The 13,325-nt window shown below is 73.8% G+C and carries 13 protein-coding genes and 1 pseudogene; 9 read left to right on the top strand and 5 right to left on the bottom strand.

Translation table 11 applies throughout. The features are described from left to right. Nucleotides 1-85 precede the first annotated feature (85 nt). The 3 genes and pseudogenes from V2S66_RS29640 (at nt 86) to V2S66_RS29650 (ending at nt 1,040) form a co-directional block, all read left to right on the top strand. Complete coding sequence (locus V2S66_RS29640; RefSeq protein ID WP_330799821.1) at nt 86-337, top strand: hypothetical protein; 252 nt, start codon at nt 86-88, stop codon at nt 335-337. Then, a pseudogene (locus V2S66_RS29645) lies at nt 334-671 on the top strand (hydroxymethylbilane synthase); the annotation flags it as partial. The gene V2S66_RS29640 and the pseudogene V2S66_RS29645, both read left to right, overlap by 4 nt. 156 nt (nt 672-827) lie before the next feature. After that, nucleotides 828-1,040, top strand: coding sequence for a hypothetical protein (locus tag V2S66_RS29650; RefSeq protein WP_330799875.1), 213 nt, complete (start codon nt 828-830; stop codon nt 1,038-1,040). Between the two features lie 70 nt (nt 1,041-1,110). Here V2S66_RS29650 and V2S66_RS29655 read toward each other — a convergent pair whose 3' ends face one another. Continuing rightward, nucleotides 1,111-2,148 (bottom strand): YihY/virulence factor BrkB family protein, encoded by a 1,038-nt coding sequence (locus V2S66_RS29655; protein WP_330799822.1) that lies wholly within the window; start codon nt 2,146-2,148, stop codon nt 1,111-1,113. Between the two features lie 204 nt (nt 2,149-2,352). Between V2S66_RS29655 and V2S66_RS29660 the strand changes: the two genes are divergently transcribed. Next, a complete protein-coding gene (locus tag V2S66_RS29660) occupies nt 2,353-3,078 on the top strand; it encodes a DUF4230 domain-containing protein (protein WP_330799823.1) in 726 nt (241 codons plus the stop codon). Between the two features lie 78 nt (nt 3,079-3,156). Here V2S66_RS29660 and V2S66_RS29665 read toward each other — a convergent pair whose 3' ends face one another. Next, nucleotides 3,157-4,953: an adenylyl cyclase gene (locus V2S66_RS29665; RefSeq protein WP_330799824.1), complete on the bottom strand. Its 1,797-nt coding sequence runs from the start codon at nt 4,951-4,953 to the stop codon at nt 3,157-3,159. 268 nt (nt 4,954-5,221) lie between these two features. Here V2S66_RS29665 and V2S66_RS29670 point away from each other — a divergent pair, with 268 nt between their 5' ends. The 3 genes from V2S66_RS29670 (at nt 5,222) to V2S66_RS29680 (ending at nt 7,977) form a co-directional block, all read left to right on the top strand. Beyond that, entirely contained in the window at nt 5,222-6,121 is a 900-nt protein-coding gene (locus tag V2S66_RS29670) for a hypothetical protein (protein ID WP_330799825.1), read from the top strand. Further along, nucleotides 6,114-6,929, top strand: a complete 816-nt coding sequence (locus V2S66_RS29675) for a hypothetical protein (protein WP_330799826.1) — start codon at nt 6,114-6,116, stop codon at nt 6,927-6,929. Before V2S66_RS29670 ends, V2S66_RS29675 begins: the two co-directional genes overlap by 8 nt. A gap of 172 nt (nt 6,930-7,101) precedes the next feature. Next, nucleotides 7,102-7,977 (top strand): hypothetical protein, encoded by an 876-nt coding sequence (locus tag V2S66_RS29680; protein ID WP_330799827.1) that lies wholly within the window; start codon nt 7,102-7,104, stop codon nt 7,975-7,977. A gap of 64 nt (nt 7,978-8,041) precedes the next feature. On the opposite strand, the gene V2S66_RS29685 is transcribed toward V2S66_RS29680, so the two are convergent. After that, the gene (locus tag V2S66_RS29685) at nt 8,042-9,001 is read right to left on the bottom strand and encodes an aldo/keto reductase (RefSeq protein ID WP_330799828.1); all 960 of its coding nucleotides are present in this window, start codon (nt 8,999-9,001) and stop codon (nt 8,042-8,044) included. Nucleotides 9,002-9,196: 195 nt separating this feature from the next. Beyond that, nucleotides 9,197-9,826, bottom strand: coding sequence for an HAD-IA family hydrolase (locus tag V2S66_RS29690; protein WP_330799829.1), 630 nt, complete (start codon nt 9,824-9,826; stop codon nt 9,197-9,199). Nucleotides 9,827-10,041: 215 nt separating this feature from the next. On the opposite strand from V2S66_RS29690, the gene V2S66_RS29695 reads away from it, so the two are divergent. Then, nucleotides 10,042-10,293, top strand: coding sequence for a hypothetical protein (locus V2S66_RS29695; protein WP_330799830.1), 252 nt, complete (start codon nt 10,042-10,044; stop codon nt 10,291-10,293). 292 nt (nt 10,294-10,585) lie between these two features. Next, a complete protein-coding gene (locus V2S66_RS29700; protein WP_330799831.1) occupies nt 10,586-12,220 on the top strand; it encodes an ABC-F family ATP-binding cassette domain-containing protein in 1,635 nt (544 codons plus the stop codon). Between the two features lie 463 nt (nt 12,221-12,683). On the opposite strand, the gene V2S66_RS29705 is transcribed toward V2S66_RS29700, so the two are convergent. Further along, nucleotides 12,684-13,193, bottom strand: a complete 510-nt coding sequence (locus tag V2S66_RS29705; protein ID WP_330799832.1) for a metallophosphoesterase family protein — start codon at nt 13,191-13,193, stop codon at nt 12,684-12,686. Nucleotides 13,194-13,325 lie beyond the last annotated feature (132 nt).

The raw sequence follows: 13,325 nt of genomic DNA on the forward strand, positions 1-13,325 counted from the left end.
CCGCCCCGCCGTGCCGGCGTCAAGGCTCGCGGACCGGCCCGGCGTAGGACGGCCCGATACTTCGCCCACCGGGGAGCCGCCCGCCATGACGACCTACCTGGCCGGCTCGCGGGCGAGCGGCCTGGCCAGAACACAGGCCCGCGGTTACCTCGCCCTCTTCCGCGAGCGCACTCCCTCCGTGGCGTTCATCCACCGGGTCATCGTCGAGAGCGGCGACAGGGACCGGACCGCGCGGACGTCCGACCTCTCGGCGGCGAGGGGCGGAAGCGCGTTCAGCTCCGCGCGTTCAGCTCCGCGCAGGAGGCGGCGCTCGGCCGCGGCGAGGTGGACGTGGTGATCCACTCCCTCAAGGACCCGCCGACGGCGAACCCGCCGGGCCTGACGCTGCTGCCTCCGCCGGGGCGCGAGGACGTAAGGGACGCGCTCTGCGGCTGCATGCCGGCCGCGCTGCGGAAGGGGGCCCGCGTCGGCACCGGCGCGCCCCGGCGGATCGCCCAGCTGCTGGCCGTCCGGCCGACCTCGACGTCGTCCCGATCCGGGGGAACGTGCCGCCGCGGCTGAGGAAGATCGGGACCATGGGCCTTGACGCCGCGGTCCTGGCGGCGGCAGGTCCGCGGCGCCTCGGCCTCCAGGAGGCGATCGGCGAGCTGCTGCCCCTGGACCTGTTCCCGCCCTCCCCCGGGCAGGGCGCCCTGGGAATCCAGGTCCGCGCGGACGACGAGGCCCTTCGGGAGCTGCTCTCCACCGAGGGGGACCCTGCCGTCGACGCCCAGGTGCGGGCGGAGCGGGCGCTGCTCGCCGCGCTGCACGGGGGATGCGATGCGCCGGTGGGCGCCTGCGCGCGGTCCGGTCCTGACGGCTCGCTCACGCTGCACGCGCAGGTGACGTCGCTGGACGGGGTCCGGCAGGTGTCGGGGTCGATGGCGGGCGGAGCCGACGCGCCGGAGGAGCTGGGTGCGGCGCTGGCCGCCGAACTCGTCGGCCGGGGAGCGGGCTCGATCCTCGCGGACGTCGCGTCGGCGCAGCGGACCGGCCGCTGAGGACCTGTCACCGAGGTCCGGCCGCTGAGGTCCGGCCGCTGAGGTCCGGACCGTCGCGGGCGGCGGGGCCTCAGTGCGCGGGCGCCGGTTCGGTCGGGGTCTCGGCGGGCCGCGACCGGCGGATGAGCGCGCGGGCGTGCTCGACGTTGAAGTGGGCCCCGACCATGAGCGCCAGGTTGGACAGCCACAGCCAGACCAGGAAGGCGACCGCGCCGCCCAACGGCCCGTACAGCCGGTGGTAGGTGTCCATGCGCGCCGTGTACACCGCGAACCCCGCGGACGCCAGCAGCCACAGTCCGACGGCGACCGCGCCGCCGGGCGCCATGGTGCGCAGCGACCGGGTCCCGCGCGGGCCTGAGCGGAACAGCACCAGCACCAGCACGGCGGCCACCACCAGGAGCAGCGGCCAGCGCAGCCCGCGCCAGGCGGAGACCAGCGGCCCGGCGACGTGCAGCAGCGCGCCGGCCCGCCGGGACAGCTCGCCGCTGACGACCAGGCAGACCGTGCCGGAGACCAGCGCCACCAGCAGCGTGACCGAGGTGAGCAGGATGCGCGGGGCGGTGCGCCACGCCGGCCGGTGGTCCTCGACGCCGTGGACGTGGTGCAGCGCGCGGCGGAAGACCGCCGCGTAACTGCACGCCGACCAGGCGGCGCCGACACCGCTGACAACGGCGAGCGACGTCGTCGCGGAGGTGTCCTCGGCCATCCGCTGGAGGGTGTCGGACACCGCCGATCGCGAGGGCGCGGGCAGCAGAGCGGTCAGCCCGGCGGCCAGGTGGCTGTCGGACGGGCCGCCGGCCAGTCCGATCAGCGAGAAGGTCATGAGCAGGGCCGGGAACAGCGCGAGCACCGCGTAGTAGGTCAGGGCGGCGGCCCGCTCCGTGGCGTCCTTGTCCCATGCCGCGGCCAGCGCCCGGCCGAGCGTCCGGGCGAACCGGAAGAACCCCATCACCCAGCGTCCGGCGCGGCGGTGCGCGCCGACCCGCTCGCGCTCGCCCTCCCGCTCGCCGTCGTGCTGCGCCTCGCCCTCGGCCTCGTCCTGCTGCGCCCTGCGCGGATCGCGCCGGGCCTTGCGCTCGCGCCGCATCGTGCCGTCGCCAGTCGCCACGGGTACCCCTCACTGCCTCACCACTGGACGGACGGTCTGTCTCTCTGGCGTATGCCCGGTTTCCGCCCCGGCATGACCGCCTGCGGCACCGGGCATGCGTTCGGTTTGCGCCCCCTCCCAACTCGGCGCGATCCCCGACCTGTTACGGAGCGGTGACCATTGTCCTGCCAGGGCCGGGTAGTGGAGGGGCGAAGGAGGTGTGTCATGGACGCGCAGATGTCGGTGAGTCGTACACCCTGGTGGGCGCGGATCACCATCGGGGTGGTCGCCCTGGCTTTGCTGTTCTTCCTGCTGGGTCGGGCGAACCTGCTGCCCGGCATACCCAATCCGTTCGCCACGCAGGACAAGGACCGCAGCGGTCCGGTGCTGCTGAAGTCCATTCAGGACATGAACAGGTTCGAGGGCGCCAGCGGCAACTTCGAGGTGGTCGTCGACCTGCAGAAGGACGCGAAGTACCTGCCCGACGTCGTCAAGGGCAAGCGCACCCTGTACGTGGGCGCCGGCAGCGTCGACGCCTACGTCGACTTCGGTTCGCTCGGACCGGACGCGGTCAAGGTGTCCGACGACCGCAAGACCGCGGTGATCCGGCTCCCGCACGCGGCTCTGGAGCGTACGTCCCTGGACCCGAAGCACTCCTACGTGGTCTCGCAGGAGCGCGGGTTCTTCGACCGGGTCGGCGACTTCTTCGGCAGCAACCCGGGCAACATGCAGCAGCTCAACGTGCTGGCCGCGCAGAAGATCCAGGACGCGGCGAAGACGACCGAGCTGGGCGGCCGGGCCGAGACCAACACCCGGTCGATGCTGGTGCGCATGCTGACCACGCTCGGCTTCACCCACGTCAGCGTCGACTTCGGCCCGCCGCCGAAGACGTCCCCGACGCCGGCGCCGAGCGGCACGACCGCGGCGCCGACCACGACGTCCGGCTCGTAGCCGGTGTGACCGCGCGGCCGGACGGGTCCTCGGACCTGTCCGGCCGCGCGGCGTCGCGGCACGTTCGCCTGCCCGCCGTCAGGCGGTGGCGACTCCGTTCGTGTAGCCCCGCAGGTCGAAGGTGCCGAAGCCGTTCTGCACCGGGTCGCCGGAGTCGTTGACGCAGTGCAGGATGCCGCCGCCGCCCGCCCCGTTGAGGCAGACCGTCATCAGGTCGGTGAACACCACGCCCGGGGTGTCCGGGACCTCGTAGGCGCGGTCGGTGTAGATGTTCGCCTCAAGGTTGAAGAAGCAGTAGCTGCCGAGCCCCCAGGCGTGGTGGTCCCTGACCCGGTCGGCCACCTTGTAGGCGGCGTAGCCGTTGGTGGCGCCGTGCACCCAGGCGGACTGGGTGGGGACGTCGTACGGGTGCTCGTTCTGGAAGAAGTACGTCCGGCCGTGCTCGCCGTTCCAGAGCACCTCGTACTTCTGGTAGTGCTCGACGGCCAGGGCGTAGGCGGTGACGTGGTCGCCGTTGACGAGGAAGCCGGTGTCGGCCGGGTTGACCGCCCACCCGACGCAACCGTCCAGACCGTGGTCCGCGCGCCAGAGCCAGAGGTTGTCGCAGATGACGTCGTTGCTGTCGACCTGGACGCTGACGGTCGCGCCGCCGGGCAGGGCGCCGCCGATCCGGGCGTAGACGTCGAAGAGGGCGGTGGGGTCCTCCGTGTGCCGCCGCCGGCTGGGGCCGTGTCCGACCCGCAGCAGCACCGGGGTGTGCGCCGAGGCGGCCTCGAACAGCACGCCGGCGACGGTGACGCCGTCGACGTCGGCCACCTCGATGACGGTGTTGCCGTGCGTGGACTGCAGCGTCGCAAGACCCAGGCCCAGCACGACGGTGCCGGGGCGGTCGACGCGCAGCGGCGAGGAGATCGGGTAGACGCCGGGGGTGATCAGCAGGTGCTGACCGTGGTCCAGGGCCTGGTTGAGGGTGGCGGCGGAGTCTCCGGGCCGGGCGACGTGGAAGCGGGACAGCGGGATGTGGTGGCCCTCGGCGCGGCCGTGGGCCCAGGTGGTGCCGGTGCTGTCGCGGCGGAGCGCGGGCACGAAGACCTGGTACTCGCCGTGCCGGTCGACCGTCAGGAACGGCTTCTCGCGCACCACCGGGGTGCGGTCGACGGTGGTGTAAGGCGGCGTGGGGAAGGACTGGGCGGGAGCGCCCTGGACGCCGACGAAGACCATGTTCCAGTTGGCGCCGGTCCAGCTGCCGAAGGTGTCGTTGCGCGACAGCCACTGCTGCTGCGAGCCGGACTCCACCTGGCCGTCCACCACGCTGTCGGCGAGGAATCCGCCGCTGGACCACTGGTTGCCGGGCGGGCTCGGCCACAGGGTCATGTTGCCCTTGACGTGGACGCGGCGCATCGGGCCGGCCTGCGCGACCGCCCAGCGCTCCAGCCCGTCCGGCGGCACGATGCTCAGGTTCTCCGCGGCCCGCCAGAAGTTCTGGGTCCCGTTGCCCTGCAGCCACTGCGCGTCGACCGTGACGTGCCCGTTGATCACCACGTCGTCGGGGCTGTCCCCGAGTCCCAGGACGTGGGTGTAGAACCCGACGTTGATGTCGACGTGGTAGGTGCCGGGCCTGAAGGCCAGGGCGTAGCGCTGCGCGCCGAACTGGTTGGACTGCTGGGTCGCGAACACGGCGTCGACCTGCGCCTGGATGGCCGCGTCGCCCATGGAGGGGTCGAAGACCAGGACGTTCGGGCCCAGGTGCGCGGCGTCGCCGCGCCCGGACGGCGCGGCGAAGGCCGATTCTGCGGTGATGCCGCCGACCAGCGGTACCGCGGCGGCGACAGCCGCTCCGCGGAGCAGGGCACGGCGAGAAGGAATGAGGGACACGGCTCTCCCTGAGGCGAGGGGTGGGGAGGAGGCTGCGGTTGGTCCAAACCGCAGAGAGCGCTCTCAAGGGGAGAGTGAATCATCGGCGCAACGCAGCGTCAATAAAGGTGACCGCCCGAGAAGGCCGGAATCCGTCCCGGCCTCCCGGCCGGCGGCCGAGCCCCCGCCGAGCCCTCGTGGGGCCTCGCGGTGTGCCGCGGCGCGGCGAGCGCGGCCCGGCGCACCGTGCTGTACTGGCCAGGTGGATCGCAAGCACCCACTGGCAGGCATGACGCACCCTGGGCGGCCCGGTGGCGCGCCGGCGTCCGACGACGCCCGCGCCCGCGCCCGTCAGGCGGAGCAGGTCCGGGAGCGGATCAGACTCATGATCGAGATCACCGCCCGGGCCGGGGCGTACCGCAAGGGACTGGTCGCGGCGGCGCGGCGGCTCAGCCCCGAGGAGGCGCGGATCCTCTCCGACCTGGAGGAGCGGGGCCTCCAGGTCCCCCAACTGCACGACGTGCTGTGCGGCGGCCATGTGCTGGTGGACGACCCCTCGCTGTACGAGCGGTGGCGGTTCGACAAGCTCAGCCGGCCGCGGCTGTCCAGCCACCACCGCGACATCGACAAGACCCGCTACCCCGACATCGGGATGCGCGGTCAGGTGGTGCGCGAGAAGCTGCACGGCCGGACCGCGCAGGGCACCTGGGTGCAGCTCGAGAAGACCCCGGCCGCCTTCGGCAAGGGCAGGCTGCCGGGGCCCAGCGACGTGCGGCACCTCATCGACTACTTCACCTACCGGATCACCCGCAGCAACGTCGGCCCCTGGGGCCTGTCCCGGATGACCGAGCGCCGTCCCATGTACCTGGCGCCCGTGGTCGCGATGTCCACCTCCCTCACTCCTCCGGTCGCCCGGTCGCTGACCGCCGCGCTGCACCGGATCGAGGCCGACGACGACGTGACCGCGGTGTCGCAGGACCTGGCCGCGCGGTTCGCGCCCCCGGACCGCGCGGAGCTGTCCGGCGAGCTGGGCCAGGCGCTGACCGGCCGCCACGGCGGGCGCGGGCTGTTCGGCAACTCCGAGGTGTGGATCACCGAGACCCCGTCGCCCGTCGCGGCGGCCGTTCTCGGCGCGTACCGGCGGCCGCCCGGTGCGGAGGCATGGCAGACGGGAGGCCCTGATGGGTGACGAGGAGCGCGGAGCCGGCGAGCGGGCGCCGCAGACGCCAGGCGGACCGCCGGGTGCGCCCGGCCCCGGCGAGGCGGCGCTGCCGACCGGACTGGTCTCGGCCGTGGTGAACCTGGTGAACACCGGGCCGGTGCTGCTCGGGGCGTACACCATCGCGGAACTCACCGTCGTGGACGCCATCGTGGACTTCCTGGAGGCCCGCCCCTCGGACGAGGTGCTGGCCGAGGCGGTCCGCTCGCTGGCCGCGCGGCAGATGCTGCTCGCGGGCTCCGACAGCGACCAGGTGCAGGTGCGCGGCGACCTCGGCATCGCGGTCGCCTTCCAGCAGCGCGCCCGCATGGTGCTGGACGCGCGCGCCACCGGCACCGAGGCCGGCGAACCGTGGCGCGTCCTGCTGCTCCCCCAGCCCGAACGGATCTGCATGATGGTCCGCATCGACGCGCTGGGCGTCCACCAGATCGGCCTGTACCAGCTGGACGAGGCGCTGCGCATGCTCGTCGAGTGGCTGCCGGAGGGGTCCCCCGCGGACGACGGCCCGAAACTGGACTGCGACGCGCTCCTCACCGCGGCGGAGCGGTCCGCCCTGATCACCGTGACGCAGTACACCGCGCAGGGTTCGGCCGAGATCGCCGGCGAGAGCACCGACATGATCCTCGCCCGCCACGACGGCCGGCTGCACGTCCTGTCCCGGGACCCGCAGGACAAGGACCGGCTGCGGGCGGACCGTACGAAGGGCCGGGACGGCGTCCGCGACCGGCTCGCCGGACTGCTCGCCGAGGCCCTGTCCGACGCGGCCGCCGTCGGGTGACTCTCCCTACCGCCCGGTGAGGGGACGGCACCCCGCGGAACGCCCCCGCGGACAGTTCTCCCTGACGGCTCCTCATCCCACGGGGACGCGGAAGTCCGCCCTTCGCCCTCGCTTCATCCGGACATCGCCCGGTGACCATGCGCTGATCACCGGTCAGCGTCATGTTTCCGGCATGGCCCTCACCTCTCCGGCTCGCCGCCTGCTCACCGCCTCGGCGGTCGGCGTCGCCGTCTCGCTCACCGCCTCGCTCGCCGTCCTCGCCCCCGCGGCGCCCGCGTTCGCTGACTCCGACGCGGTGCCCACGTACGAGGTCAAGATCGACCTGACGACCGCGGCGCTCGACTCCTCGCACCACCCGACCTCGGCGGTCAAGTCGGCCTTCGGCATCAGCGGTTCCGCCAAGGCGCGGTCCTACGAGTACTTCGACACCGACGCGCTGGACTTCGACGCCCAGGGCTGGGACGTCCGGCTCCGGCACAAGTCGGGCTCCGACTTCGAGGAGAGCTACAAGAAGCGCTTCCCGGTGACCGGCGGGGACATCGACGCCGCCCTGGACGAGGCGAACGACGAGGGCTTCGACAGCGGCGACACCAACTACGACGCCGAGGTCGACTGGGGCTACTCCCAGCAGACGCTGAGCTTCAGCAACGAGAAGAGCCACAGCGGCAGCGGCTACTCCGGCACCTCGATGCCCTCCGCGAGCACCGGCCGCGGCTGGCTGGTCAACGAGATCCCCGGCAAGCTCGACGACTGGCTGGGCAACGGCTGGGGCTCGGACACCCTCGGCGGCTCCCGCGCGCACGGCCCGGTGACCTCGCAGGTCTGGTCGGGCGCCTGGGAGTCGTCCGACGACGCGAGCATCGAGGTGCTCCCGGTGAAGGCGGCCAGTGGGAGCGGCACCGAGTACGTCGTGGAGGTGTCCTTCAAGACCGACGCGTACGCCGACGCCGCGCAGCTCCACGCCGACGCCATCAGCGTCGCGAACGCACACGGCTGGCTGTACCACGGCGACGTCCTCAAGACCCAGCTGATCCTCGACCGTTACTGAGCCGCCCGAGCGGTCCGAGCCATCCGAGCGGTCCCGGCCTCGGCCGCCTCCGACAGCGGCGGCGTCAGGTCCAGGGCATCGCCGAGCGGTGGGCCCAGTAGGCCCGGGGAGGTTCGGCCGGGGCCGCCAGGGCCGCGAGCTGATCGGCCGTCAGCCGGACCGCCTCGGCGTCGAGGTTGGAGGCGAGCTGCGCGGTGGTCGCCGCGCCGGACAGCACGACGTCCGCCCAGGGCTGGTGCAGCACGGCGGCCAGCGCCAGGGCGTCGTAGGAGGCGCCGGCGGCGTCGGCGACCGGGGAGAGGACGCGCGCCAGGTCCGGATCGGGCGTCGCCAGGCGGCCGTTGGCGACCGCCTCCTTGACGATGACCGACCGGCCGGCCGCGTGGGCCTCGGCCAACGCCGCGCCGGCGGACGGCTCCAGCAGGTTCCAGGTCGCCTGGACGCTGCGGAACAGCGGCTCGCCGTCGACGGTGAGCGCGAGCGCGGCGCGGATGGCGTCGCCCTGCGCCGGTCCGCTCACCGACAGGCCCACCGTGACGCCCTCCGCGGCCAGTTCGGCGAGCCGGCGTTGCAGGGCGCGGTCGACGAGGACCGGGCTGCCGGGCGTCACCGAGTGCACCTGGTAGAGGGCCAGGCGGTCGCCGAGCAGCTGTCGCGTCTGCGCGAGCTGGCGCTCGTACGCGGCCGGGCTGTGGTCCTTGACCTCGTGCGGCTCGGCGTCGATCCGCCAGTCGGCGGTGTAGGTGTACCCCCACTTGCTGGAGACCACCAGGCCCGGCAACTCGCCGCGGGTGCGCAGCCAGTCGGCCAGGAACTCCTCGGCGCGCCCGTAGGAGCGCGCCGCGTCGATGTGGCGCACTCCGGCCGCCCAGGCGGCGTCGAGCAGCTCGTGGACACGGTCGCGCATGGCGTCCACGCCGCGGCCCGGCGGCAGATCGCGGTCGCGGCCGAGCGTCAGGTAGCCCGGCCGGCCCACCGCGGCCAGCCCGAGTCCGATCCGGCGGGGGGACGGTGGTGCGCTCACGCTGGGCACTCCTGTCGGTCGTGGCGGCCTGGTCCACGCTAGCCGCGGCCCCGCCGCCTGGGTCACCGCCGCGCCGCACCCGGGCGGGACGAGCCGGCGAGCCTCGCCGCCCCGGCCGGGCCGCCCCCGGCGCCGCGGCGGAAGGCGCGCGTGCGGGCGCGGGCACGCCGCGCTGATCGCGGCCCCGCGCCCGCCTCAGGCGCCGTCGGCCAGCGGCACGCCCAGCAGGGCCTCCAGCCGGGCGATCGTCTCCCGCGGCTCGCGGGCGTGCACCGTCGCCATGCCCAGCTCGGCGGCGGGCGCCAGGTACTGCTCGGTGTCGTCGACGAACACGCAGTCCGCGGCGGGAAGATCCAGCATCTTGAGCATCAACTCGAAGATCTCGGCGTCCGGTTTGCGCATGCCGTGCTGCTCGGAGATCACCACGGCGTCGTACAGCCGGTCGAGGTCGTAGCCCTCGTAGAGGTTCCAGGGCGCGAGTCCCACCGAATTGGAGAGGATTCCCACCCTGATGCCGGCCCGGCGCGCGGCGGCCGCCGCGGCGATCACCGACTGCTCGGGGCGCAGTCCGGCGAAGACGCGGCCTATCAGGTTGTCGGGCGCGATGCCGAGCGCCCGGCCCGCGTCGGCGTTCCACTCGGCCTGAGTGAGCGCGCCGCGCTCCAGCTCGTGGGTGCGCCGCACCATCTCCTGGTCCAGGTACAGGCCGGTGATCAAGGCGCCCTCCGGCAGCCCCTCCCCCTGCTCGAAGGCGAGGACGGCGGGCAGGAGGGGCGTGGTCAGCACGCCGCCGAAGTCCAGGACGAGGCCCTTGGGTCGAGTCATACCCGGACCCTACGGGACCGCGGGCGGGTGCAGGCCGCCCACCCCCCGCCGTGCGTCACCTGCTCGACCGGCGACATGGGGCGGCCGCGGCCTCGCACGACGATCGCGGCGACCTCGCGCCATACCCCTTCCACGTCGGGACGCGGCAGGACACCACAGGCTCGTCACCGACTTGACAGGTGACGAGCCTAGTGTGAGGCTTGGCTCGTCCGCACATGACGGAGCGCCCGCCACGGACCGACCGGAGGCTGATGATGAACATCAAGATCACCATGGACCGCGCCGTCCCCGTGGACAGCACCGCGACCGCCCGGCAGCAGCGGTTCGGCGCCCTGCCGCCGCGCATCACCTACGCCGAGATGACCGAGGAGAAGCCGGACGGTCCCCAGGACCGGGCCTCCGACGGATACAACCCCGAGGCGTCGTGGATGCACTTCTCCTGCCTCGCCCTGGACCTGGGCCTCTAGGGTCCGTCGTTCGGACCTGCGCGGCGCGCCCGTCGGGCGGGTCGCGCCCTCCCGTCCGGGGGGCACCGTCCTGCTAAAATGGCAGGGATCTTGATCGTCGGTCGAGCGAGTCGAGGAGCACGGACATGGCGGTGGACGACGACATCTCCGGGTGACACCCGGAACCGGTGAGCCACCGGCCTGCGCCCAGGAGCGCGGCCGTCGTGGCCGACCCGGCGTGTCGTTCACCTGTCCTCCGTTCGCCCCCAGGGCAGAGGTGTGTCCCTGCCCTCCCCCGCTACGAGGTCCTCTCATGTCCGACGCCTCCGTCGTCTGCTCCGGCCTGTCCTTTTCGTGGCCCGACGACACACCCGTCTTCGACAACCTGTCCTTCACCGTCGGCAGCGGCCGTACCGGGCTCGTCGCGCCCAACGGCTCCGGCAAGAGCACGCTGCTCCGGCTCATCGCCGGCGAACTGCGGCCCACCGCGGGCTCGGTGACGCTCAACGGCACGCTCGGCTACCTCCCGCAGACCCTTCCGCTGACCGGCGACCTCACGGTGGCCGAGGTGCTCGGCATCGCCTCGGTGATCCGCGCGCTGGACGCCGTGGAGTCCGGGGACGTGAGCGAGGAGCACTTCACCGCCATCGGCGACGACTGGGACATCGAGGAGCGCACCCGCGCCCAACTCGACCGTCTCGGCCTGGCCGGCCTCGACCTCGACCGGACGCTGCGCACCCTCAGCGGCGGCCAGGTCGTCTCGCTCGGGCTGGCCGCCCAGTTGCTCAAGCGCCCCGACGTGCTGCTGCTCGACGAACCCACCAACAACCTCGACCTGGACGCCCGCCACCAGCTCTACGACGTGCTCACCGACTTCGGCGGCTGCCTGCTGCTGGTCAGCCACGACCGCGCGCTGCTCGACCGGATGGATCGCATCGCCGAGCTGGACGGCGGCGAAACGCGGCTGTACGGCGGCGACTTCACCGCGTACGAGGAGGCGGTGCGGGCGGAGCAGGAGATCGCCGAGAAGAACGTCCGCAACGCCGAGCAGGAACTCAAGCGGGAGAAGCGGGAGATGCAGCAGGCCCGGGAGCGGGCCGAACGCCGCGCGAGCAACGCCGCCCGCAACCTCAAGAGCGCCGGCCTGCCCAAGATCTTCGCCGGGAACATGAAGCGCGGCGCCCAGGAGTCCGCGGGCCGGGCCGGCCAGGTGCACGCCGGCCGGGTGGGCGAGGCCAGGGCGCGGCTGGACGAGGCGGGGCGGTCGCTGCGCGACGAGCAGCGCCTCGTGCTCGACCTGCCGGACACCGACGTCCCGGCCGGCCGCACCCTGTTCGCCGGCGAGCAGTTGCAGGTGCGGCGCGGCGGCCGGGCGCTGTTCGCCGGCGAGGGCCTCGACCTGACCGTCCGCGGACCTGAGCGGATCGCGCTGACCGGACCGAACGGCGCCGGCAAGTCCACCCTGCTGCGCCTGCTCAACGACGACCTCGCCCCGGACGGCGGCCGGATCAGGCGGGCCGACGGGCGGATCGCCCACCTCTCCCAGCGGCTCGACCTGCTGGACCCGGGCCGGACGGTCGCCGAGAACTTCGCCGCGTTCGCCCCGCGGCGGGCGGAGGCGGAGCGGATGAACCTGCTCGCCCGGTTCCTCTTCCGCGGCGCCCGGGTGCAGCTGCCGGCCGGGGCGCTCTCCGGCGGCGAACTGCTGCGCGCCACCCTGGCCTGCGTCCTGTGCGCGGAGCCGGCGCCGCACCTGCTGCTGCTCGACGAGCCCACGAACAACCTCGACCTGGTGAGCGCCGGCCAGTTGGAAGGCGCGCTCGCCTCCTACCGGGGAGCGTTCGTGGTGGTCAGCCACGACGAGCGCTTCCTCGCCAGGATCGGCGTGAACCGCTGGTTGCGGCTGTCCGCAGGCGAGCTGACGGAGACCGCCGCCCCCGAGGGGTGAGCGGCCCGCCCGGAGCGGACCGCCGGCGGACCGGCCGGCGTCGGCGCGGCCCGCGGTGGGTGGCGCGCAGGTCGTGCGTCCAGGCCCCGGGGTTCTCGTGGGGCCCGAAGTGGCCGCCCTCCTCGTGGACGTCCACCTCGCGGATGTCGGCGGAGAACCGGGCGCCGCCCGCCTTGAAGATCTCCACGCGCTGTTCAGGGGTCTCGGCCCCGGCGGGGAGTCGCCAAGCAGGAAGGTGAAGCCGGTCGGCGCCTGGACATACGGCTCAAGGTCGTTGACAGGCGTCGGCGGGCAGAGGCTGGCGTTCTTGCAGGCGCCGCCACCGGCCGTCCGCTTCACCCCTCCCCCGCGCGGCGCCAGGCATGGCTCGTACCCCCTCCGCACGACGCTGCTTCCCCGGTCGTGCTCCGCGCCGGACGACCGGCGTCGGGGCGTGCGCAGACCGACCGGCCGCCGGGCCCGCTCAGCCGGCGCGGTGGCTCGGCAGCCGGTGCAGCTCGACGTCCGACAGGACGCCGGCGTCCGCGGTCGCGGTCATGTAGGTGCGGTACGGCTGGCGGCGGCGGTCGGTCGGCGAGCCGGGGTTCAGCAGCCGCAGGCCGCCCGCGGCGGTGGAGTCCCACGGGATGTGGCTGTGGCCGAACACCAGCACGCCGGCATCGGCGAACCGCTGCTCGCAGCGGTCCTCGCGCCCCCGCGCCGGGCCGGTCTCGTGCACCACCGCGAACCGCACCCCCGCCACCTCGGCCCTGGCCACCTCCGGCAGCCGGGCGCGCAGCCCGGGGCCGTCGTTGTTGCCGTGGACCGCGACCAGCCGCCGGGCACGGGCCGCGAGCAGGTCGAGCGTCGCCTCGTCCACCCAGTCACCGGCGTGGAAGACGACGTCGGCCGCGTCGACGGCGGCCAGCAGTTCGCCGGGCAGCGCCCGCGAGCGCGTGGGCACATGGGTGTCGGTGGTCAGCAGCAGGCGCACGGTGTACCGCCCTTCGTCGGCGCGACGACCGCCCCGGGGACCGGCGCGGTCCGCGCCGCCGGACCGCCGGTCGGTCTCCCTCCTTGTCCGTCCTACCGGACCCGCGCCGCCGGCCGCCCGCGGACCGGCCGC

It is taken from the genome of Actinacidiphila polyblastidii (genome assembly GCF_036353415.1).
Classification (GTDB): Bacteria; Actinomycetota; Actinomycetes; order Streptomycetales; family Streptomycetaceae; genus Actinacidiphila; species Actinacidiphila polyblastidii.

Excerpts from the sequence above, each read along its gene's own strand:
- V2S66_RS29675 (WP_330799826.1), top strand. The coding sequence starts at position 6,114 with ATGGGTGACGAGGAGCGCGGAGCCGGCGAGCGGGCGCCGCAGACGCCA.
- V2S66_RS29695 (WP_330799830.1), top strand. The coding sequence starts at position 10,042 with ATGACGGAGCGCCCGCCACGGACCGACCGGAGGCTGATGATGAACATC.
- V2S66_RS29660 (WP_330799823.1), top strand. The coding sequence starts at position 2,353 with ATGGACGCGCAGATGTCGGTGAGTCGTACACCCTGGTGGGCGCGGATC.
- V2S66_RS29700 (WP_330799831.1), top strand. The coding sequence starts at position 10,586 with ATGTCCGACGCCTCCGTCGTCTGCTCCGGCCTGTCCTTTTCGTGGCCC.
- V2S66_RS29690 (WP_330799829.1), bottom strand. The coding sequence starts at position 9,826 with ATGACTCGACCCAAGGGCCTCGTCCTGGACTTCGGCGGCGTGCTGACC.
- V2S66_RS29680 (WP_330799827.1), top strand. The coding sequence starts at position 7,102 with ATGGCCCTCACCTCTCCGGCTCGCCGCCTGCTCACCGCCTCGGCGGTC.
- V2S66_RS29640 (WP_330799821.1), top strand. The coding sequence starts at position 86 with ATGACGACCTACCTGGCCGGCTCGCGGGCGAGCGGCCTGGCCAGAACA.
- V2S66_RS29670 (WP_330799825.1), top strand. The coding sequence starts at position 5,222 with ATGACGCACCCTGGGCGGCCCGGTGGCGCGCCGGCGTCCGACGACGCC.